Below are 23,579 nucleotides of genomic sequence, written 5' to 3'. Positions count from 1 at the left end.
CGCCGGCTTGTTCCATTACTCTAATCCACCAGAAAACTTACCAATTGTTCCCCGAACCCGTTGCCGTAAAGCTCGGCGAATCATTCTTGAACTTCCCGGACGGAGCGACATTGACCGTATTGTTGTTGAACGCTGCCGATCCATTCGCGGAGCCTCTTACATAGACCCCATAAGTGCCCGAATTATTGATCGTATTCGCCGTGTAATTCACGACCGCGCCCCCGCTTGGTTCTTCGATAAATACGCCTGAATACGTGCTGCTGTCGATCACGTTGCTGCTCACATTGACGGTCAAGCCTTGGGCCAGACCATTATTATTGACCCAATACCCCCAGATTGCTCCGATTTGGTAGCCGTAATCATGATGATACGAGCCGCTACGAACAAGCTTGTTATTCGTAATCGTAAGCGTACCCGTGAACGCCGTAGGGCTATGATTGGTGCCGAACTGGATGCCTGAGCCGTTATCGACCGTATCCAGGATGAGGTTATTGCTTACCGTATTATTTTTACCTCCGTAAATGCCGATGCCGTTCGCAAGGTTCGGGATCTGTACCGTGTTATAGCGGAAGGTACTGCCTTCCACTGTCCCAGTGCCGCCGTTCAACGACTTCGACCACATGGCCATCCCGTCATCACCGTTGTTACGGAAGTTGCTTTGCTCCACGATCGTATTCAGCGTCCCTCCGTTAATGTTGATTCCGTCCGCCCAAGTATCCCGTACCCTTAGTTTGGAAACCAGCGCATTCGCCGTTCCTTCGTTTAACCACAGGCCAACCTTCGTGTGCTCCATCCAGATATTCATGATCGTGGAATTGAGTGCGTTTCCTTCAATGCCGGCAATACCCGTCGCGTTCGAGCGATACGTTTCCTCCGCCTTGATCATGAAATCGGAGAGCGTTACATTGCCGCCCTGCAAAAGAATGCCTGCATACGCCCCCTGCAGCGTCGAGCGCCACATACCCGCACCTTTAACGGACACACCGCTTGGCAGTTTAATTTTGGTCGTGCCTCTTGTTCCTGTTTTGAAGTCAAAGGTACCCTCAGGGATCCATACGCCTTTAATGGAAGTGCCATTCACTGCCGCAATAGCCGAGGTCATCGCTGCCGTGTCATCTACGCCGTCATTGGCCGCTGCCCCATAGCTCGTGATCGACACATAATCCGATGGCTTGGCAATCGCCGCAGGAACGGCTTCGGTTTCGATGAAATCAATCAGTACATAGCTGTTTCCGGAAGGATTGGAATCATTGGCATCCCACTGCAGCTTGATCTTCGTTCCTGCCGCATATTGCTGACCCAGAAGGACACGGCTTTCGTCAAAATAACGATGATGATTGATGCCCGGCGTATTCGACCATTGCATCTCCGCGCCGTCGGAGCCATATTGTCCATATTGGTGGGCGTATCGGTTGGTTAGCGAAATATCCGCCGCATGGACCGTTCCCGCATAGAGGCTGATATTTTGGGAAATATCTGCACCCGTTGCGCTATCCGGCATGGAGTAACGGACTACAATTCCCTGTGCTGGGTTGCTCAGCGTTAGTTCAACGGATTGGCCTTGCGCCAGGCGTACCGCTTTTCTGCCCGATGCTTCCGATTCCGCCGTCGTCCATGTCGTGCTTGGACCTGTAACAGACCCGCCGACGATCGTTAGGTTCTCTGCTTCATAGCTGTCATAAGGTACGGTTGCGCCATAGTTCTGGACGACTCCGATAGTCAGACTCTTGCTGTAGCTGTTGTTGTTCTCATCCAACTCGCTGATCAGCGATGTCTCGTCAGCGACAGCGTTTACCGTATGAATGCCGTTGACGGCTGTCCATGATCCGGAATTCTGCGTGAGTGTTACGGAAGCGCCCGCTGCGATGGATGTGGTGTAGTTGATGACGGAGCTTACTTTGGTACCGTTTACATAAAAGGATACGTTGCTCGCCGTCCCGGCAGCCGTAGCAGCCGTTCCCTGATTCTTCACTACTGCACTGAAGGTAACGGCATTCCCTGCCGCAGGTGCCGCAGGCGACCATGTAACATCTGTTACGACGAGGTCAGGCTTGCTTGGTACGCTCACTAAGATGCTTTCATCGAGCGTGTTATTATTATCATTCGATTCCGTAATCCGATTAATATCATCCACAAAAGCTCTTACGGTCTGCGTGCCGGCCACAGCCGTCCAAGTAGCCTTGGTGTTAGGGCCTCCCGTAGCTGTTACCGTGACAGAGCTACCCGCCGGTATGGATGAGGTGTAGTTGTCGCTCCAATTGACGGACGTACCGTTAATGGAGAATACGACGCCATGAATGGTACCTGCCGGAGTTGCCGCTGTTCCTTGGTTCTTAATGATCGCGCTGAAGGTCACTTCATGGCCTGTCTGAGGGGATGCCGGTGACCATGTAATATCGGTGACGACGAGATCCGCTGTTCCGGCTCCCGCTCCGATCGTAATGCTTTTGTCAAACGTGTTGTTCGACTCATTGGATTCCGCAATTCGGTTCACATCGTCGATAAAAGCCCGCACCGTATGCGTACCGGATGCCGCAGTCCACGAAGATTTAGCGTTCGGGCCTCCGGTTGCCGTTACCGTCACGGACGCACCGGCAGCTAAGGAAGAGGTGTAATTATCGCTCCAGTTCACGGAGGTCCCATCTACGGTAAACAGCACGCCGTGTATGGTACCTGCCGATGTCGCTGCAGTTCCTTGGTTTTTGATGACAGCACTGAAGGTCACTTCATTGCCTGTCTGAGGGGATGCCGGCGTCCATGTAATATCGGTTACGACCAGGTCAGGCGTTCCCGAGCCGGACAACGATATGCTTTGGCTCCAAGTATTGTTGCTTTCATTGGATTCCGCAATTCGGTTTACATCATCCACATAGGCGCTCACCGTATGCGTACCGGAAGTTGCGGTCCATGAGGCTTTCGCGCTCGGACCTCCTGTAGCCGTTACCGTTACGGATGCACCCGCCGGAATGGAAGAGGTATAATTGTCGCTCCAGCTTACGGACGTACCGTCTATCGCAAATAACACGCCGTGGACAACGCCTGCCGGACTCGGATCGGCACCTTGATTCTTAATCGTCGCGCTGAAGGTGATCTCATTGCCTGTGACAGGATTTGCCGGCGTCCACGTGATGCCCGTTACCACCAAGTCAGGTCCACCGGCGGCTTTCGCCATATGGGGGAAGATGACCAACTGGGAAAAGATGAGTGCCATGATCATTACATATACAGCTAACTTACTTCTACTACGCATTAACAGACCTCCTCATTGTTATCCATCCAAGCCGCGGAACTCCTACAATTATGTAACTCTGTACCTTAGCCATCCTACTAGCTTTGCTGTCTGGCCCCACCTCCTTAATGATTTGCTCGGGTAAAATATCCACTCGCCTCCCCCGTTAACGCAAAGGGAAGGCGAGTGGAATCTAGCGAATAGGCTACCTAGTTCCGGAATGCCAATGCTTTCAACAGATTCGTCAGCATTATCGCCGCTTCTGCCCGCGTTGCCTGCTGCTTCGGTCCGATGCTGCCATCCGCATGCCCTTGAACAAGCTTCAGCGCGACCGCTTCTTGGATCGATGGAAGCGACCAAGCGGCGATTTGATCGGCATCCTTGAACGATAAGCTTTGCACTGCTATGGAATCCTTATCATGGCTGGCAGCACGATACGCCCGCATCAGCATAACCATCATTTCCTCCCTGGAAATCAAGTCTTTCGGGCGGAAAGTGCCGTCTGTATAGCCGCTAATAATACCGGCCTTCACTGCTGCGCCGACTGCTCCGTTGTACCAAGCATTTGCCGAAATGTCTTTGAACCTTGTTGTTGCAGCAGCCGGTAGTCCCAGTGCTTCGGCTATCATTTTGGTTAATTCAGCACGAGTTACGGCTTGATTCGGTCGGAAAATCGCGCCATCCGATCCGGACACGATCCGCTTCGATGCCAGAGCTTGAATGGCTGATGCTGCCCAATGTCCTTGGATGTCCTTGAAAGAAACGGGCTGGTCGATGACAGCATACAAGCTGTTCGTCACGCTCCGGATGGTCGCTTCTACCGTACCGTCCGCCAGTTTAGTGAACTGCGTCGGAACATGGCGCCACTGTTTGGCGGCTTCGTCATAGACGACACCTGTTGCCGTATCGAACGAAATATCTTCGCTTACCGGGATTACTCTCGTGAAATACACGCCGCCCAGATCATGTAGCTCTACAGCTGCTGATCCTTTAACCTCCACGGATAAGCGGAATTCATAGATATCGCTGCGCAGTTCAATTCCCGTTGTACCAGCGGCAGGGCTGCCCGCTTCTCCTGGCGCCATCTGCAGGATCATAATCCGCAGCTCTGCGTTTGAGTCCGCTGGGAGCAGCGCCGCAATCTTGCTAAGCGGCAGCACATAGGACGCTCCGGCGTGATTGATCACAATGCCGGCATCCCCTGCAGCCTTAGCGACTTCTTGCAGAGTCGCAGCCGGCAGCACAACCTCAGCAGCAGGCTCCTTCGACCCCGTCGCAATGACCAGTTCTTTGGCCTCGCTTCCGTTGTGTAACTCAAGCAATCTGCGCTTCAGCTCAGCTTGATCCACTGTGAATACCGGTACTCCTTGCGCAGTCTCGCTCTCCACGATCCATGTATTCGCTGCTCCGCCTGCCGGTGGAGACGGCAATACTGACACGGTTATGAAGGATGCCGTAAGCGGAAGCCCCGTCCAATTGCCGGACGAGTCGCGAGCATCGACTTGGACGGCGTACGCTGTACCTGAAGCCAACTCCGTTAGCTTCAGTTGAAGCACATCTGCAGATACAATTCGATACTTCCCGCCCCATGTAACGCGGTAGGCCGAGACGCCGCTGTCATCTTGCGCAGCCGTCCATTCAACCGTCCAAGCGGCGTCGCTTCCTGACGTAAGCTTCAGCTTGCTGCCTTCCTCCCAGGCCGGAGCTGTCTTATCTACTACTTCCAAGGTGAACACTCTGGCAATCATGTCTTTCGTGACTATCATCGTTGTTCTTCCGGCTTGTTTGGCAGTTACCAGACCGGTCTCGTTCACGGATGCAATCTCGGAATCCGAGATCGACCAGGTTACACCATCTGTAACCGGAAGCTGATTCACAAGCACGGCTGCTTGCTGAGTCGAACCCGCTTCCAGTCGATTCGATGCATCGGAAGCGGAAACGCCGCCTAGCAGTACCTCATAAGGCTTCGCGTCGAAGCTAAACCCGGCATCCTTAGTCCGGAATTCAAAGCCTTGCGCCCCGTCCATAAATTCACCGACACGAACACCTCGGACGATGGTATTTCCAAACATAGCGGAACCGCTAATATTACCTGCCGCATGGATTCCCCACGTTCCGGCTCCGTCCACCACGTTATGCTCAAGCACGATGCCTGCCGTTGCTTTCTCGCCGAGCAGCGATATGCCTTGGTAGGTGCTGTCTTGGATGAGATTGTTCCGAATGGCAATCTGACCCGTCATCTCCCTGCTGTCGGTAAACAGGAACAATCCGCCGAAGTCTGCCGGCCAGTTGTGCTCCCGTCCTCCGGTGCGAAGCAGCGTGTTGCGTTCCACAATCGTCTCGCCTTCAAAGGCTTGCGGGTTATGGCGCGTATTCACGCTTATGCCCGCCCCGAAGGCTACCGTATCCGAAACGAGATTGTCGGATACCCGAATATCTTGGCCGCCGTAAACGGCAATAGTGTTGGAGAGCCATGGCAGTTCCGCCGTGTTGAACCGGAACGTATTGCCTACGGACTGTTCGCCGTTTGCCCATATTGCAAGGGCATCATCCCCTGTATTGCGCAATTGACTCTGCTCGACCATGGCATGTTCCGTCCCCGTGCTGAAGTTGATGCCGTCCGCAAAGGTGTTGCGGATTTGAACGCCGGCAATGTACAGTCCGTCCGTAGCCAGCGACGAGCCGTCAGCCAGCTCTTGGCGCGTGACCCAAATGCCGGCTTTCGTATGATCGATGCGCACCTGCTGGATGGTCGACCCTACGCCAAAGGTGCCGTCGAAGCCGGATTCCTTCTCTTCATCCCGCCTTGCGGTCACTTCACCGTCAATCGCCAAATCGAACACTTGAATGTGATTGCCTTTTCCCATAAATCCCCCGCCTGCCAGCACCGTATGCCATTTGCCTGCACCGCGGATCGTAATATCCGACAGCTCGATTGGCCCGCCGTCTACGCGGAAGGTTCCTTCTGGAAGCCAGACTCCTTGGACGCCTTGCTGCTTAGCGGCCGCAATCGCACTCCGAATCGCTTCCGTATCATCTTGATCGTCATTCGGAACCGCGCCGAATTCGGCAACGGACAGGAAACCCGCCGGCATCTCATAAGGAGCATCTGCCCAATCCGTCTCAATTAAATCCACAAGGATGTAATCCGCCTCGCTGTCCGCTTCTTTGCGAAGCTCAAGCGTGGCTCCCGCAGGAAGATCGCCGAGCTCGAAGCTGCTTTCATCGAAGAAGCGGTGGGCATCGCCATCCTCCGGACGGTTCGTCCATGGATAGGAACCGTATACCCATGCGTACTTAGAGGTGAATACGAGATCAGACTGCTTCTCACCGTTGATATACAGGCCAACCTTCGACTCCGTGCCGACTCCATCTGCCGAATCCGGAATCGAATAGCGGACGGTTACTCGGTTAGCAGGATGGTTCAGCGTGAATGTCACTCGATCTCCCGACTCACGGAGGCGTACCGCTTGCCTGCCCGATGCCTCGGAAACCGCTTCATGATAGGTCCGATCCGGTCCGAGAATTTCACCATTCGTATTCGCATGCTCGGCTTCCAATTGATCATAGGTTACGCTTGCGCCCCTATATGCAGGAGACACCGCGTTCTTCAATGTCAGTCGATCCAAGAAAACGGAGCCCGTATCCCCGGTTCCATACTCGATCGTTACTGTATTCAAGCCTCTGCGAAGCTTCAGCTTCAGATTAAGCGCCTTCCAGTCATCCCAAGATTCACCTGCGCCAAAATTCAAACTCTCCGCTTTCAACCCATTCACCTTAGCTGTCAATCGCTGACCGGACGCCGAGCCATTCGCATAACGCAGCACCACGTCATAATCGCCGGCTTGATCTGCGAAAACGGAGAATACCGCAGCAGCGCCAACGCTTTGGAAGCCGTCAATAAAACCTTTACCCGTGTAGCCTTTCGCCTCTATCGAGGCTGACACGCCGCCGGTTACAAAGGCCTGCTCAGCCTCATAGTCCACGTCCATCTTCACCGGCACAAGCACAAACCTCTGCCCTGCGGCAGGCGAATCGGCCTGCCCCTCTGCTAAATCAACCCCGCCTCCCGAAACCCGGAGCAGCATTCCCGCTTCGTCCACGCTCTCCAGCACGGTTATGCCGTTCCGTTCCGTCATTCGCCACTGCATAGCAGCCGCCGAAGCCGTGTCGTCACCTAAGGACTGCTGCATGACAAGCTCGCCACCTTGAGCGGCCAAATATGCCCCTGACGCCAGATTGCGGATCAGCTTGTAGCCGTTCTCGTCCTGCAGCAGCCAATCCATATTCGTCGCATCGGCATCCGAAGCCCCCGTTCCAGGAACGCCGTTCAGATCGGCAACGGCTTTACCGCTTGCTTCATTCACAAGCTTGAAATAACCGGCATCCGTCCGTCCCGTCCAGACGGAGTCGGAGCCGCTGCCGACATCCGGAATATGGCCTTCCTCCGGTGCGGTCTCCAAGACCCACTGCAGCGCAGGCGACTCTATCGAACGAAGTCCCAGCTGCACGAAGCCCATCCTGTCCTGCACATGGGCATATTCCAGCGGACGCTCCACGCTGCGCAGCAGCAGGTTCGAATTGCCCTGCGCCGTTTCCACCGCCCATTGATCGGCAGCGGTACTGACGGCTACCGGTTTGCCTTGGAGATACGGGAGCTTAGCATCCATGACTACGGCATGACCCGTTGCTCGGTTGAACAGTTGATAATGCCCTTCCGCCTGTCCTAGCTGGCTGAATGTCCAATGTGAGCGGGCATCGTTTGCATTTGCAGTTCCGTAGAGAACAACGCCATGCTCGTTTTCCAGCATATATAAGCCGGTGTCCGCATTCTTCAGGCGGACGTATCCGTCCGGCAGCACCGTCTCCTGAGATGCAGGCGCATCCTCCGCTACCCACTGCGCGCTTCCCCAGAACTCGGGAATATTGCTGGATTGGGCGTAACCCAAATCGTCTTCCACATGAATCACTTGATCCGTTTGATAGCCGTTTCTGAACACGTACACGCCGGAGGAAGGCTCCGTTACCGTCCACTTGGCAATGGTCCAGCTCTCCTCCACATCCGAGCTGCGCAGCGGATTCTTGTGAGGTTCCGCCCCTTCCTGCATCCCCTCTACATTCATGACATGACCCGTAGCCCGGTTCTTGATTCGCATGAATCCGTTGCCTGCATCCACCAGCTGCCAGTGGGACAGCGCGTTGTCCGCTTCTGCATCACGGGCCATGACTTGACCGTTCTCTTCGGCCAAATACGAGCCTCTGTAGCTGTTTTGCAATCGAATATAATGAGGAATATCTTGATCGCGCACCGGAATGAACGCCCATTTCGGACTGCCCCATTCCGCGGGAATCGATCCGTACTGTACAAAACCAAGCTTCTTCTCCACATGGAGATACTGGCCCTCCGCCGAAGAGCTGCGAATCAGCTTGTTGCCTTCCGTATTCAAGTTGTCGATAATCAGCTGCTCCGACGGCGCGCTCTCATCTGCCGCCACGACCTTGACCGCCATTTTGTCGGAAGTGATGCCGGATAGACTGATATAATGGCCGGTCTCCCGATTTTGCAGCCGCTGTACCCCGTCCTCCTTCACGACCAACCAATGCGAAGCACGGTCGCCGATCAGCGCGTTGCCGTATTTGAGCTCTCCGTTGTCTTCCACCATATACAAGCCAAGCCAGTCATTCTTGATGCGGACATAGGCCGGGCCCGACTCTCCCGGATCAGGATTCGGATTATGCGGCTCCTTCACCGTTACCGTTTCGATTGCCCACTGCGGGGTTCCCCAATCAGGCGGGATAACGCCTCCTTGGGCATACCCTGTGTTGTCTTGAACATGAATATAGCGATTCGCATCGACCGCGGATTGGATGACATAGAAACCGGCATTGACGGCATCGATTATCTTCCACTGCACGTACGCCGGATTGTCGCCGGCGTCCAGCAGCTCGACCGGACTCGCCCAATCGGTCCAATGCTCTACCGACATGAATTGGCCGGTTGCCCGGTTCTTGATCCTCACCTGCTCGCCGTCTTGTTCGATCGCCCAATGCGAAGCCGGATCTGCCGGATCGGGGTTGCCATAGCCGACTTTGCCGTCTTTCGCCATTAAGTACTTATCCGGGTCTGCCGGATTCGGTTTATAGTAATTCTTGAACCGGACATAGTCGGTTACCGGCGTCAGCTTCCACTGAGCGGACCCCCACTCCGGCGGGATGGAGCTGGACTGGGCATACCCCGTCTTATCCTCCATATGTAGATAATTCGCTGCATTCACCTTGCTTTGGATGTTCACGAACCCATTTGAAACCGCATTCATAATATTCCATTCCAAAACGGATGAATCTGCGCTTGAAGCCGATAATTGGACCGGACTTCCGTAATTCTCCCAGTTCTCCACCGACATATAGGTGCCGGTCTCGCGATTCTTAATCCGAACGGTCTGCACATCCCCCGCCGAGGAGATCGTCTCCAGTTGCCAATGTGACGCTTGATCCGTCTCTTCAGGTGTACCGTAGGCAACCTTCCCATCTTCCGAGGCCAACAGCAGCTTCCCCGTGTAATTGTTCTGTATCGTTACGAATGGTGTCAGGCTTCCTTCCGCTAATTCGGCAGCCTCCGCAGTCTGAGCTCCCCCACCGGGAAAAACAGGGAAGTAAGTGCCCAGCACAAACAGGACCATAACGAGCATCGATAAACGGCGCATCTGGCTTTTTCGCATAAATAGACTCCACCTTGATTATATTTTGGGCTTCCTAATGCTCGGAGCCCGGGGCAGCCCCGGACTCCGTTCCTCTTAATGCGTATAAATCAGGTATTCCCATGGGGCTAACTCGACCGGCTGCTCAGCTTGGACATCCACTGCTGCCCCGGATGGAAACGCCTTATAGCTTCCTGCGGCTCCCCCCGTTTGGATCGTACTCTTCACAGATTCGCCCGACAAATTCATTATGACGATAACCGTGTTGCTGTCTTTCGTTCTCTCGAAAGCAAGGATATCGCCGGTGTCGCCGGCCGCTAAGGTGTGATAAGCACCGCCTGATGCGCCGTTCCACAGTGCCGGATTGTCGTGCTTCAACCGAATAAGATCCGTGTACAACGCCGACATCGCTAAATCCTTCCACGCAATCTCATCCTTCTCGAAGAATTGCAGCCGCTTGTTCAAGCCTGCTTCCTGCCCCGCGTAGATCAAAGGCATACCCGGCATCAAAAAACTGAGGGCGGCCATCGGTTTCACCGCATCCTTCAGCCGTTCATATTCCGTCCCTGTCCAGGAGTTCTCGTCATGATTGGACGTGAAGTTCAGCGGATAGGTGCCCCCGGGATACGTCTTCGCAAGCCGCTCCCCGTACTTCTTCACTTGCTCCGCATTGCCGAGTCCTTTGGCGATCCGATTCATCATGTTGTACAGCTGCCAGCCGTAATTGGCATGGAACGCATGCTTCAACAGTCCAAGCTGCTGATCATCCTCCGCCAGCATGTAGACCGGCTTGATCTGCTCCAGCTCCGCTCGCGCTTTCTCCCAGAAGGCCGTCGGCACGCCGCCTGCATAATCGCAGCGATAGCCGTCAATGTCAAACTCCTTGACCCAATATTTAAGGGCATCAATCATCGCCGCCTGCATATCCGGATTGTCATAATTCAGGTCGGCAACATCCGTCCAATTCGTGCCGGCAGGCTGCACGATATGGCCATTCTCATCCGTCGTATACCAGCCCGGATTAGCTAGCCAAGGATTGTCCCAGCCCGTATGATTGGCCACCCAATCCAGCATGACCTTGAAGCCCATCTCGTGGGCTTTGTTCACCAATGCCCGGAAATCCGCCTCCGTCCCGAACTCCGGATTGACCGCTTTATAATCATCAACCGCATAGTAAGACCCCAGCGTTCCGTTACGGTTCTTCTTGGAGATCGGATGAATGGGCATGAGCCATAAGATATCCACGCCAAGCTCCTTGAGCCGCGGCAGATGGGCTTCGAATGCCTTGAATGTCCCTTCTTTCGTGTATTGCCTGATATTGACCTCGTACATGACGGCCTTCTCCGACCAGTCCGGTACCGTCGTTCCAAGGCTCTTCTGCACCTGATCCTGCTTCTGTTCAGACACCGCGTTCGCCGCCGGTTTATTCGCTTCGCGATTCGAGCTGCTGCAGGCGGAAACCAGGCATGCCAAGCTGAACAGACAGACCGCCAGAGGCAGAGCAACAAAGCGTTTCATGACTCACCATCCGTTCTCGTATTAACCTTTTACCGAGCCAAGGGTGATCCCTTTGACGAAATATTTTTGCAAGAAGGGGTAAATGACGAGCAGCGGCAGCATCGAAATGAAGATTTTGGCCGCATTGAGCGTCTGGTTGGATAGCTCCGACATCCGTTTGACCGATTCCTCGTCCATCTTGGTCGGATCGATGACCACCGCTACCTGCCTGATGTAGGACTGCAGCGGATAATGAACGGATTTATTCATCAGCACGAGCGCTTGGAAGAACTCGTTCCAGTGGTACACGATCGTAAATACGAGCACCGTTGCAAGCACCGGCATCGCGAGCGGCAAGAAGATGCTGAACAAGATCCGCCACGGCCCAGCTCCGTCCATCAAAGCGGACTCTTCCACTTCCTTCGGCATATTCCGGAAATAGTTCATGACGAGAATGACGTTAAATACCGGCAAACCTCCGCCAAGCACCAAACCCCAGATGTTGTTGATCATGCCGAGCGATTTCATCGTCAGATACCAAGGCACCAAGCCGCCATTGAAGAGCATCGCGAAGACCAGCAGCCACATGATCACGTTTCTGGCCTTAAATTCCTTCCCGGTCTTCGAGAGCGGGTAGGCCATCAAGAGAACGACGATGAAGGAAATGGCCGATCCGTAGAGGACGCGCTGCACGGAAATAAAGAACGATTTGAAGAATTGTCCATCCTGCATGATCGTCTCATATGAACCAAACGTGAAGCCTTTCGGCCACAAGAACACCTGCCCTGCCGACGCCGCAGCTTTATCGCTTAATGAAATGGATAAGGTATACCAGACCGGCAACAAGCACAAGAGCATCGTCGCCAAGAGGAGTATGATATTCAATCCGTTGAAAAGTCTGGAAACCGCTGAACGTTCGGTAATCATCATGCTTTCATCCTTTACCTTAGAAAATTCGGTAGTTGGCAAACCGGTAAGCCAAGCTGTACGAAACCGCGATCAAGACGAATCCGACAACCGATTTCAAGAGCCCTACCGCCGTTGCTAAGCCATACTGCATGTCAATGAGTCCTGCCCGGTACACCCAAGTATCGATAATGTCGCCGGTGGAATAGACCGTTGGATTATATAAGTTGAAGATTTGATCGAAGCCTGCATTGAGAATGTTACCCATGCTTAACGTTGCGAGAAGCACGGCAACCGGTATAATGCTCGGGAGCGTAATGCGGGTCAATCGTTTCCATTGAGACGCGCCGTCAATTGCGGCAGCCTCATACATCTCGGGGTTAATCGACGTTAATGCCGCGAAGAAAATGATGGCATTGAAGCCGAATTCCTTCCATACATCACTTCCGACGATGAGTACAGGGAAGATCTGCGCATCGGCGAAGAACAGCCCCTTCTCCAGCCCGAAAGCGGCCAATACCTGATTCACGGGACCGGAGTAAGAGAAAATATCCAGCATCATGCCCGCAACGATAACCCAGGATAGAAAATGCGGCAAATACACGACCGTCTGAACCGTACGGGTAAACACTCTATTCTTTACCTCATTCAGCATCAGCGCAAAGGCCAGCGGAACAACGAGATTACCGACCATTTTGGCTAGCGCAATGAAGATCGTATTCCGGAAAATAATCTTGCTGTCGTCGAGCTCGAACATATATTGAAAATTTTCTAACCCGATCCAAGGCGACTTCAGTATGCCAACGCCCGGATTAAAATCTTTAAAGGCCGTCATGATGCCGTACATAGGAAACAGATTATAGAAGAACAACCAAACCAGTCCGGGCAATAGCATGAGATAATAATGTTTCGCGAATCCTTTGTTGATCTTCATCCTTGATTTCCCCTTATTAGGAAGTCAAGACGAGTAGCGAGTACCCGTCTTGACCAGTTTTAAACTATTTAAGCTCGTTAACTTCTTCCGTGATTTTGTCGCCGCCTTGATCCTTCCATTTCGTCACGAACGTATCGAAGGCACTCAGGTCTTCGCTGCCCATGATGATTTTGAGGAACGTTTCGTCTTCCATTTTCTTCAGGTTGGTCCATCTGGATTCCATTGTTTTCGTTTGAGCCGTCGCAATACTGCGAACCCAATTGATATCCGCATCAACGAATGTGGAACCGCCGTTCAGATGGGCATAGATATGCGTGAAGAATCCGGGATCAGCCGCCTGGTCGAACGTTTCGATGTCATAACTGTCGAATGGTTCTTTCTTAATGGCGTCTACATGCTTCGCCATTTCGTAAGCCCAGCCGTAGTTGACTTGATCGAAATCTTCGATCTTCATTTCGCCCTTCAGATGTTTGCGCAGGGAGTTTACCGCATACTCAAGCTGGTCGCCGGCACCAAGAATAAGGAACAACGGCACCTCTTGCGAAGTCATTTGCTTGCCTGCCGTCAGTTTGTTGAATTCCTCGTCCTTGCCCCATTTATGAATCGATGTCATCTTCACGATTGCTTCCGGGTGTTTCGCATTTTTGCTTACTACGATATAACTGCTGCCCGTAGCTTGGTTGGAGTTGAATTTGCCTGCAGCATCAAGCGGCGCCGCATACGGTCTCCAGTTGGCTTTCGGATCGTTCTTGATGTTATCCGGGATGTTGTTATAAGCAGACCACCAAGGTCCGAAGAAAATGCCCGTTTGTCCGGCTGCAACCACTTCGGCCGTGCTTTTGCGAACGCCCAATTCCTTATCCAGAATGCCCTTCGCATACCAGTCCTTCATCATTGCCAGCGCTTGCTTTGTCTCCGGTGTAGTGGAGCCATACAGAGCATTACCGTCCTTGTCTTTCACCCAAATGCCGGGATAAGCATCGTTAGCGAAGAATAAGGAGGAGAAGTTATACCAGTGATCCGTGGAGTTCAGGAAAGTGGAGTACAGCGTGCCGCCTTGCTGCGTACCTACGATACCCACCGTTTTGTCGCCGCCCATCTTGTTATCGATGAACGCTTTGGCGATGTTCTCCAGATCCTGCAGCGATTTAGGCGGCTGCAGTCCCAGCTTGTCGAGCCAGTCCTTGCGAATCCAAGTTAGCGGTGCAGAAGGAAGCGTCGTTTCCGGAAGGGCATACAGCTTGCCGTCGAAAGTTACGCCATCCAGCAGACCCGGGTTGGAATCGTAGACCGCCTTCAATTCCGGACTTGCGTATTTGTCGTACACTTCGTTCAAATCTGCCAGCTGACCCGCTTTGACCATCTGTCTCAGCTGCGTTTCGTTGACGACCATCGCATCCGGCAGGTCATTACTGGAGATCGCCAGACTCACCTTCTGCTGGTAATCGGGACCTTGAGCCGCTTCCCATGCATGTTTGACTTCGATGTTGAATTTATCCTTCAGCCAACGCGTGTACACATTGTCTTCTGCCGTATCGGTACCGTCAAACTTGTAATTCGGATCAATCCCTCTGCCGATGGATACCTCGGTAGGTTCCGCGAACTTCGCGAATGGATCGATCGCTTCATCGGCTGCCGTGTTGGTTGCCGCATTATTGCTTGCTTGCGTGTTGCTTGTGTTTGCCGTTTCCTTGCTGTTGTCAGCTTTGTTATTGCTCGCTGCACCATTGTTGCCATCGTTGTTGCTGCCGCAAGCGGCCAGACTCGCCGTTACGAGCAGCACAGCCATGGTCGATAATATACCCTTTCTCATAGTGCTCCCCCTCGTGGATATTTCGTTATGTGTTTCTGACAAATTCAATATAGCATGGCTCTTTGATGCACCGAGTTAGAGCGCTATTCCGTAGTAGGTAGACGATTCTTCGCAAAATAAAGAATGCGTACGAAAAATGTCTACCCATCTTTCGTACGCATTCTACCCTATTTGGTGCGGCCTTCCGAGAGCTGCCTGAACTCGCTTGGCAGAACGCCCACCTGCTCCCGGAATAAACGGCTGAAATACTTCTCGTCGTTGTAGCCGATTTGCTCCGCGATCCATTGAATCGTCTTGGTCGTGTTGCGCAGATACTCCTTGGCCCTCTCCATCCGAATATCGCGCACGTAATCCGAATAGGTCTGGCCCACATATTGCTTGAAGCATTGGCTGAAATAGCTGCTGCTCATGTTGACCTGCTGGGCGATATCGGCAGCCGCGATCGGCTCGCTGATGTTCATCTGCGCCAGGTTCATCGCCTTCACGATGCTGTTCTGGATCTCCTTGGAGAACAGCGGCTTCGTATTCGCGCTGCTTATCCGATCGCGTACATCCGTGAGCCACTCCTCGAATCGGAACCAGCTGGAGAAGAAATCCTCAATCAGGATCGGCTCGGTCAGAATCTGCTGATACAGCCTGTTCCACTCGTCGGAAAGCGAGAAGAAGATGCGGGCCAGCCGGATCGGCGGCATCTTGTAGCCTTTCAGCTCCTGCATCATCGACTCGAATACGCTGGCTTCATAGATCCAGTCCGCAGATAGCCATTTCCCCTTGATCTGATCCACGCCAAAGCTTCTGTCCGCCTTCTCCCGATGCGGCAGCTCTGCGGCGTTCACGAACAGTACCGACTCCGTTGGGTCAAAATCATAGAACAAATCGCTCTTCTTATACCCGCGTATCAGCTGCAGAACGGACTTCCTGTCTATGCCGGATAGATGCTGAAAGCATACCAATGCCGCATTGGGATCGGGCAGATAGGATACAGACGGACTGCCGCTCCAGTACCAGATACCGGCCTCCGCTTCAATCGCATGATCAGGGAGGGCATACTCAGCCGAAGTCGACGACTTGGAATCTTCGTTCATCGGATTCAGCGCATACAGAACAAACCATTCATCGGCTTGTTCCGCTTCCTCTTCCGGTGCAGATGACGCCTTGGAGCCTTCCTTTTGCTCCATCAATGTTTTGATTCTGCCCAATACTTCCTCGAACTGCTCTCTCTCCAGCTGCACCTTCGCGATATAATCGATGGCTCCGAGTCTTAATGCCTCCTGCACGTATTCGAAATCCTGATGAAGCGTCAGCACCACGATCTGAACATGCGGGTATTGCTGCCGAACGATTCTCATCAGCTCGATACCGGACATGACGGGCATCGACAAATCCGTAATGAGCAGATCGACTTTGCTCTCTTCCATGAATTTGAGCGCATTCTCGCCGTTATTCGCCTCGCCGATGACCTCCATCCCGAATTCCTTCCAGGGCATGGCCGAAGCAAGGCCTTTGCGCACCAGCTTGTCGTCATCTACAATCAACACGCGAATCATCTATATTCCACTCCTTAAGATCGGGAGACGCAGCGAAACAATCGTCCCTTTTCCAATCTCGCTTCTGATTTCCAGCACTGCCGTCTCGCCGTAAGTGGCTTGCAAAATTCGTTTCACATATCTCATGCCGATGCCCATACCGACCTTATGGCTGTCTTTGGCCTCATCATCCAGCAGCCGATCGATCGTTTCCTGCGGCATGCCCGCTCCATTATCCTGAATCGTAATCTGCAGCGCTTGCTCATTCCATTGCACGCCAACATAGATATATCCGTCATCGCTCACGCCATGATAGAGGGCATTCTCGACTAACGGCTGCATGAGGAACCGCGGGCAAGGAATCGTCAGCGCCTTCTCGTCCACGTCCAAATCCACGTCGAATTGGAAATCATACCGAATCTGCTGCAGCTGCAAATATTCCTTCAAGGCATCGATCTCATCGCCGATCGTCGAAACCTCGCCCATTTTGCCAAGATTATAATAGAGCAATTTATTCAAAGAAAGCACCAGCTTGTCGATCTCCTGCTGCCCGTTCATCAAAGCCAGCCAGTGCACGGTATCGAGCGTATTCATGAGGAAATGGGGATTGATCTGGTAGAGCAGCTTCTCCACCTCCAAATCCGCTCGCCGCTTCTCCTTCACTTCGATTTCTTCATATAAGGCCCATATCTTGCCCTTCATGCTTCGCGTCTGATAGAGCAAATAATCGAATTCCGGAATATGCGTAACTTCCGTATGCTCCTTCGCATTGGAGTGGATCAACGATTTGATCTCCATATTAAACTTATCCAGCGGCCGGTATACCATCTTCCATAAGAGCCAGGAGAAGAATACGGCACCGACGAAGAAAGCCAGGAAGATCCCCGTAATCTGGAATAACCAGCGGTTCCGCTCCTGATTCAGCTCATTCTCCGGCGTAACCGAGACGATGCTCCAGCCTTGGTTGCTGATCTCCCGATTCCAGAAATAATCGCCGTGATAGCCGGATGTCTGATCTGAGGCCGGAAACACCGTATTCTCCGGAAAAGCATCCTGCACCTCGCTGAACGCAATCCGGCGCTGATCATCCAGAATGAGCAGGCGGCGCGAGCTTTCTTTGCGATTCTGCGGGGCGAATAAAGACTCGATGGCACTTCGACCCGTCTCTATGTATAAGTAAATGTTCTGATCCGGCAAATTCACTTTCCTCATAATGCTGAACACAAACTGATTGATCGAGCCATTGTAGCTCTTATAAGGACCATAGTAGGTGATCTCCGAATACGCTGCCAGCACGGGAAGCTCCTTCGGCCTGAAGGTTCCCCGCACTCTGAAATTTTCGAAATCATGCGTATCTTTCTCCGGATCGTAAAACATCATCAATCCGACATTCGGATTGGAGAAGGAGATAACGTTAAGCTCCGTCTTGATATCATTCGTGAGCTTCAGCCGTTCGTACGGCTCTTGCTCTACAGCGAGCTGTTCAAGCAGCCTGTTCGTTCCGCCGCCGTAAGCCAACTGCTGGGAAACATGGTTTAAGTTGTTGATCGCATTCTCCAGCGTCATAATATCTTGCTTCAAATTGCTTTGAAGCGCGCTTTCCACTTTATTGCCGATAATGGAATCGATCGTGTAGAAGGAAATGAACCCCAAACAAATAAACGGAGTCAAGCTGCTAATGAGGAAGATGAAAATAATTCTGTTTTTGAAGGTTACGTTTCTAAGCCGCAAGAAGTCCGTCTTCGTAAGCAATCCGCCCTTTCTCAGCTCTGTGTCGCCCGCCGGATGGGAAAAGCTCTTCCCAACTTATTATCATACCCTGAAACGACAAAATGTGTATGAGACAATTTGCTTGAAAGAGGGGGAGAAATTTTAGTAACCCTCTGTGAGGGCTGGCATTGCTGGATTGAACTGCCTCGAATAAAGGCTTTTCACGCTGTTTTCCACGTCTCATCTGTCTAGCGGATCGATTCAGGTACACGGAACTCTCCTCACCAAACCCATCGGACAAAGAAGCCGAGAGTCACAAATGCGAGCTCTCAGCCACCCCAAACTCCCCAACTCAACCGCATCCTTTTTCGGCTTGCGCATGGGGCTTTTGGCAAAATGCTGCTGGATAAGCAACATTTCACTCATGTTGGACTCCAGAGAGCCACTTTGACGGTATGCTCGAGCTAGAACAGCCAACAATATAAAAACACCTCAGCCGTTCCCGGCTGAGGTGTTGACTCTCAATCTATATCCAACTCGTTACTGCACGATCGTAGCTCTCAGACCATCCGGAACGCGAACATAATCGAATACGCGCGCGCCGTTCTTGTCCGTATGCCACTTCACTTCAATCAGACCGAGTGCGTGCGGCACAGCGCCTTCGGCTTCCGTTACTTCAGCTGTCTGCACATGAATGACAACCTCGTCCGGCTTCTCAATCGTCGGCAGATGAACGCCCAGCACATGCGTGGACATGAAGTACGTCGGGCAAGCAGACCATGCGTGGCATAGACTTTGTCCCAGGTCGTAATACTCCGGCGTCTGCTTCAGCCCCTTCTGCAGGAACCAGCCCCAGCCTTGACGCATCATCCGCTCAGCCGTATCCGTAAGTCCAATCAAATACAATCCTTCGAAAATATAAAAAGAGAAGCTCGGCGATACATACACGCCATCCTCCGGCCCATAACCGTTCACGAACAGCGATTTGAGATCGCTGCGCACATGCGCGCGCACCGGCTCCAGCTGCTCGGCCGTCAGTACGCCGGCGCGTGCCGCGAACAAGCTTGCGTGCGCCGAGTGAGACAGCTTCTGCTCGTTATCGCTGTAGCAGCCGCGCTCCTCGTCCCAGAACGTATCGCGGATGGACTGTTCAAGAGTAGCGATTCTGCGTTCCAGCTCGCTGATCTCTTCCCGTTTGCCGATGGCTCCCGCGAGCTTCGCAGCGGCGCGCAGGGCAATCAAATACGTACAGCTGAACACGCAGTGAATGCCCGTGATGTCCAGGTACCCTTTTACAATGGCCAGGTCGCCATGGAACCCGCCGTAATGCGCATTAATGCCGCGTTTCACATCCCACTCCGCGTCGAGCAGCAGATCCTCGCGCTCATCTGCCAGCTCGTGGAACCAAGCCAGGTTATGTTGGATGGCATCCCAATACGTCTCTACCAGCTGCGCATCGCCGGTTTGTTCATAGTACGCCCAGAAACCTTCCAACGCATTGAGCGCAAAATCCGAAATCGTATAGTCGCCCGTATTCGGATACACTGCTCTGAATTTACCCGTCGCATCGGGCGATTGCCCCATAAGCTGAAGGCTGCGCCGCATCAATGCCTGATCGCCGAATACCGCTAAATTATTGTGATATTGGATAATGGTATCGCGGATATACTGCCCACGCTCACGCGTCACGCAGTCCGTATACGCATCCTCCATATTAACCGCTTCCGTCCGAACCCCCATCTCCCAAATCTGCTCAAGCAGCGGATCGGAGCAGCGGAACGTCCCTTTCGTCTCCACGGGATAGCTGGCAGAAGCAAGCTCCAAGCCTCTCAGCACTACATCTTGCTTTGGATTCCGCACCGTCAATTGTACATAACGGAAGCCTCGCGGCTGCGTTAACCGCCAATCCAATTGCGCGGAGCGTTTGTCTCCGTAAGCTCTGTCGCCAAGCCCGTACCAATGGTAATGGCGCAGATGCTTGCCGTCCGCGTTCAAGTGCTCGCCATAAGTCAGGTCGACCGTCGCGCCTCCTGCGCCTTCAAGCACAACGCGCGGAAGCACAAGCCGAGTCAGACCTAAGTCGATAAGTAAGGAGAAGCCATTCGGATAATCGGCAGTAGAGAAGACGCGATCCGTTAATTGGTCCGGTTCGATCGACTCGAATGCATGGCCGTACGTGTCCCAGCCTGTGGACATCGTCGGGCTTTCGCCTTGTTCATGTACCGTGACTTCGATCCAGCCGCCTGCATCCTCGAGCTCATCTTCCGTTGCAAAAGGCAGCTCGCGTCCCTTTATCGCAGAGGCATACAATTCATGCGAGACAACCGGCGAACGGTGGAACAGTACGGTTCCTTCCGGATCACGATCTGCCGATACGACTAACCCGAAGCCTTCGGGCAGTGCAAGGTAGTGGTGGTACATATCTTGAAGCGAATCGCATTTGGCAAAATAAGCGTTCCACCCTCTGCGCAGACTTACGCGGTGATTCAAACGCATGCTTTTGTCGTCGGCATACAGCCCTTTGGCAATCGGCTCCCCATTGATCCAGCTGTTCTGGTAGAACAATCCCATCGTAATGACGACGTCCTCCGGCGAATAAATCCACGTCTTCACCGCCATGAATCGGCTGGTCAGCTCCGGCTCATGAATTTCATTCACATGCGGCATAGGCACGCTGAATGAGCAGAGCAATTCCTGAGGCTCAAGCGGCATCAGATGCAGCACGCGCTCAACCGGAACCGGCTCTCCGGACATATACGGGATTCCCCGCGCCTCGGGCTCGCCCCAAGCTTGTTGATTCGCCAGCTCTACGCCGCCGCTGATCCAGCTGCTATCATCAAACTCCAATCCGCTCCAATCGCCTGTTTCCTCCAGACGCTGATCATAGAGATCGCCTGCTTTCAAGAACAAACTCGATTTGGCCGCATACCGATAAGCCGGCGCCGCGGACGCTTTCCATACTGCGCTTCCTGTCGCCAGCTCGATTCGTTCGCCGCCTGCCAGCGTAACTTCGCCCCAAGCCGTCAAGCCGGCTTGCGACAGCATCGTGATAAACGTTTTGTGCCCCACGTAGTTGACCTGCACCGCAATCACATTGCGGCCTTCTTGAAGCAAACCGCTCAGATCATGGGAATCGTACACCGGATGCCGGGGATCGAATCGCAGCGAGCCCAAACGGACATACTTACCATTAATGTACAGCTGGTATGTCGTATCCGCGAACAAATGGAGAATCGCGTTCTCCGGCTTGCTCTTCAAATCCAGCGTCAATCTGAACCTCGCGTAGAGATTGCGTCCTTGTCCGGACTCATCGTACCAAATCGCTTTTGCCTGCATGAGCGTACACACACCTTTTATTCAAAATGGTTCGTTCTTTATTCGACGTAAGCGATCTGTCTGCCGTCATCGTCGGCCGATTGCATCACATTCTCAACTAACCGCAAGCTGCGGAGCCCTTCGCGAATCGGGCAAACCTCAGGTCCTTCCCCGCGCAAGGCCGCGATGAAGGCAACCGTCTCATCCTCGTACACGTCGAGTTCGGAGGCAAAGGTTTGACGTGCGTTCTCAGATCCGCCGGTAAACACAAACTCGGCATCGTTCGCGCTCGTGAAGTAAGCTGTCAGTTTGCTGCAAATGACCGTAAAGCTGCAGTTCCATTCTCCGGGCACGGCACAATTGGAAGCCGTAATGGATGCCATCGCGCCGGAGCGGAAACGAATAACTGCCGCGCTTGTATCCTCAACCGTGTAACCCACCGCTTCGCGATGGTTTAAGTTCGCTGTAAAGCCGCTGATCTTATCGGGCGTACCCAAGAAATACATCGCCAGATCATACGTATGAATGACCTGCTCAAACACCTGTCCGCCTGAGAGATTGCGATCACTCCACCAAGACGAATGAAGCGAGTTGCAATCGTAACGTCCATCGAACAGTGTCGGGATGCCTGCCGTACCGTCCTCGATCAGCCGTTTCAACTCTTTGACTGCTGCGCCGAAGCGATTATGGTAGCCAACCTGCGACACGACGCCTGCGCCTTCTACCGCCGCAGTCATTCGCTCGGCGATTTCGGTATTCAGCGCGATCGGCTTCTCCAGGAAAACCGCGATGCTTTTGCTCGCCGCCGCTTCCACTTGCCCTTGATGCGCATAAGGCGGAAGGCAGATGTACACCGCATCGAGCGTTTCCTTCTCCAGCATGGTATTGAAATCTTCATAAGCTTTAGCTGCGCCGCCTGTGTGCGCTTCACGGAAAGCTTCCGCTTTCTCAAGCGTCGTGCCGCAAACCGCGGTGACTTCAACGCCCGGAATGCTAAGCAAATTGCGCGCGTGTTTCTGTCCCATCATGCCAAGGCCTGCAATACCGACTCGAATCGATTTCAGCATATTGATACGTCCTCCAATAAGTTAAGGTTAGTTGAATTGGCTGCCTGCTCCGCCGGCTAAGCGGCTTGTCCGGTATTTGAGCGGGGAGAGGCCCGTTTTGCTTTTGAAAAAGCGCGAAAAATCGTCAATGTCCTCATATCCGCTCAACCGCGCGATCTCCGTGATCGGACGGCTCTCGGTTTCGAGGAGCTGCTTCGCTCTGCGAAGCCGAAGCTGCAGCTGCAGCCTCGTCGGCGTAATGCCGAACAGCTTCTTGAAGCGCTCCGCAATGTAGGTGGGATGCATATAATAGCGTTTGCCGAGCTCGGCAAGATCGATTCGGCGCTCCGGATTGTCCAGCAGCTCCGTCATCATGCTCATGAACGGATCGGAATGCTCCGCTTTCAGCAGCACATCCGGATGATGGATGGCGGCGTCAATCAGAATGGCGACCAGTTCGAGCGCTTTGGCTTTCTTCATCAGGCTGCCCGACAGCGAGCTCATTCCGTCTGCTATCCTGCTGTATTCATGAAACACCGACTCAAACTGCTCCGGCTCCGGTAATCGAAAAATAACCGGAAAACGAAAAGCCTGCAGGGCATCGATACAGCCCGCGACCTGCAGCGTAAAATGCCACCAGAGAAATTCCGTTTCCTCGTTCGTGTCTTTGACATGGTCATGCAGCTCGTAAGGGGGAATCAGCACGACATCCCCAGGTCCCGCAAAATAATCGCGGCCCGCAATATGCAGCCTGCACGAGCCTTCTTTGATGTAGGATGCAATATAGAAAGGGAGCTTGCGGTTCACTTGCCGCAGCTCGGTTCGTCTGTGCAAATCATGCTCCAGCATATGCAGCGAGGCTTTCTCAATAAGCGGAAGCCACGGATGATTGTTCTTCATGGTCA

General features: G+C 53.3%; 11 protein-coding genes. All 11 read right to left on the bottom strand.

Annotated features, from left to right (window positions below; translation table 11 throughout):
- Positions 1–37 precede the first annotated feature (37 nt).
- A complete protein-coding gene (locus tag BM412_RS22390) occupies positions 38–3,250 on the bottom strand; it encodes a CARDB domain-containing protein (protein WP_091223436.1) in 3,213 nt (1,070 codons plus the stop codon).
- Positions 3,251–3,438: 188 nt separating this feature from the next.
- Positions 3,439–9,948: an S-layer homology domain-containing protein gene (locus BM412_RS22385; RefSeq protein ID WP_091223434.1), complete on the bottom strand. Its 6,510-nt coding sequence runs from the start codon at positions 9,946–9,948 to the stop codon at positions 3,439–3,441.
- 75 nt (positions 9,949–10,023) lie between these two features.
- Positions 10,024–11,445, bottom strand: coding sequence for an alpha-amylase family glycosyl hydrolase (locus tag BM412_RS22380; protein WP_091223432.1), 1,422 nt, complete (start codon positions 11,443–11,445; stop codon positions 10,024–10,026).
- Between the two features lie 21 nt (positions 11,446–11,466).
- On the bottom strand, positions 11,467–12,351 hold the full coding sequence (locus BM412_RS22375) for a carbohydrate ABC transporter permease (RefSeq protein WP_091223430.1): 885 nt from the start codon (positions 12,349–12,351) through the stop codon (positions 11,467–11,469).
- Between the two features lie 19 nt (positions 12,352–12,370).
- Positions 12,371–13,264, bottom strand: a complete 894-nt coding sequence (locus BM412_RS22370; RefSeq protein ID WP_091223428.1) for an ABC transporter permease — start codon at positions 13,262–13,264, stop codon at positions 12,371–12,373.
- A 64-nt stretch (positions 13,265–13,328) separates the two neighbouring features.
- The gene (locus tag BM412_RS22365) at positions 13,329–15,077 is read right to left on the bottom strand and encodes an extracellular solute-binding protein (RefSeq protein ID WP_091223426.1); all 1,749 of its coding nucleotides are present in this window, start codon (positions 15,075–15,077) and stop codon (positions 13,329–13,331) included.
- A 167-nt stretch (positions 15,078–15,244) separates the two neighbouring features.
- Entirely contained in the window at positions 15,245–16,624 is a 1,380-nt protein-coding gene (locus BM412_RS22360; protein ID WP_091223424.1) for a response regulator transcription factor, read from the bottom strand.
- Complete coding sequence (locus tag BM412_RS22355) at positions 16,625–18,355, bottom strand: sensor histidine kinase (RefSeq protein ID WP_091223422.1); 1,731 nt, start codon at positions 18,353–18,355, stop codon at positions 16,625–16,627.
- A 498-nt stretch (positions 18,356–18,853) separates the two neighbouring features.
- A complete protein-coding gene (locus BM412_RS22350; protein WP_091223420.1) occupies positions 18,854–21,649 on the bottom strand; it encodes an alpha-L-rhamnosidase-related protein in 2,796 nt (931 codons plus the stop codon).
- Positions 21,650–21,687: 38 nt separating this feature from the next.
- The gene (locus tag BM412_RS22345) at positions 21,688–22,695 is read right to left on the bottom strand and encodes a Gfo/Idh/MocA family protein (RefSeq protein WP_091223417.1); all 1,008 of its coding nucleotides are present in this window, start codon (positions 22,693–22,695) and stop codon (positions 21,688–21,690) included.
- 27 nt (positions 22,696–22,722) lie between these two features.
- A complete protein-coding gene (locus BM412_RS22340; RefSeq protein ID WP_091223415.1) occupies positions 22,723–23,574 on the bottom strand; it encodes a helix-turn-helix transcriptional regulator in 852 nt (283 codons plus the stop codon).
- Positions 23,575–23,579 lie beyond the last annotated feature (5 nt).

This window comes from Paenibacillus sp. BC26 (assembly GCF_900116125.1).
Lineage (GTDB): Bacteria > Bacillota > Bacilli > Paenibacillales > Paenibacillaceae > Paenibacillus_Z > Paenibacillus_Z lignilyticus.
The sequence above is the reverse complement of the archived record's forward strand: the minus strand, read 5'-3'. Positions and strand labels throughout refer to the sequence as shown.

Coding starts and splice junctions, on each gene's coding strand:
- BM412_RS22390 (WP_091223436.1), bottom strand. CDS start 3,250: ATGCGTAGTAGAAGTAAGTTAGCTGTATATGTAATGATCATGGCACTC.
- BM412_RS22385 (WP_091223434.1), bottom strand. CDS start 9,948: ATGCGAAAAAGCCAGATGCGCCGTTTATCGATGCTCGTTATGGTCCTG.
- BM412_RS22380 (WP_091223432.1), bottom strand. CDS start 11,445: ATGAAACGCTTTGTTGCTCTGCCTCTGGCGGTCTGTCTGTTCAGCTTG.
- BM412_RS22375 (WP_091223430.1), bottom strand. CDS start 12,351: ATGATTACCGAACGTTCAGCGGTTTCCAGACTTTTCAACGGATTGAAT.
- BM412_RS22370 (WP_091223428.1), bottom strand. CDS start 13,264: ATGAAGATCAACAAAGGATTCGCGAAACATTATTATCTCATGCTATTG.
- BM412_RS22365 (WP_091223426.1), bottom strand. CDS start 15,077: ATGAGAAAGGGTATATTATCGACCATGGCTGTGCTGCTCGTAACGGCG.
- BM412_RS22360 (WP_091223424.1), bottom strand. CDS start 16,624: ATGATTCGCGTGTTGATTGTAGATGACGACAAGCTGGTGCGCAAAGGC.
- BM412_RS22350 (WP_091223420.1), bottom strand. CDS start 21,649: ATGCAGGCAAAAGCGATTTGGTACGATGAGTCCGGACAAGGACGCAAT.
- BM412_RS22345 (WP_091223417.1), bottom strand. CDS start 22,695: ATGCTGAAATCGATTCGAGTCGGTATTGCAGGCCTTGGCATGATGGGA.
- BM412_RS22340 (WP_091223415.1), bottom strand. CDS start 23,574: ATGAAGAACAATCATCCGTGGCTTCCGCTTATTGAGAAAGCCTCGCTG.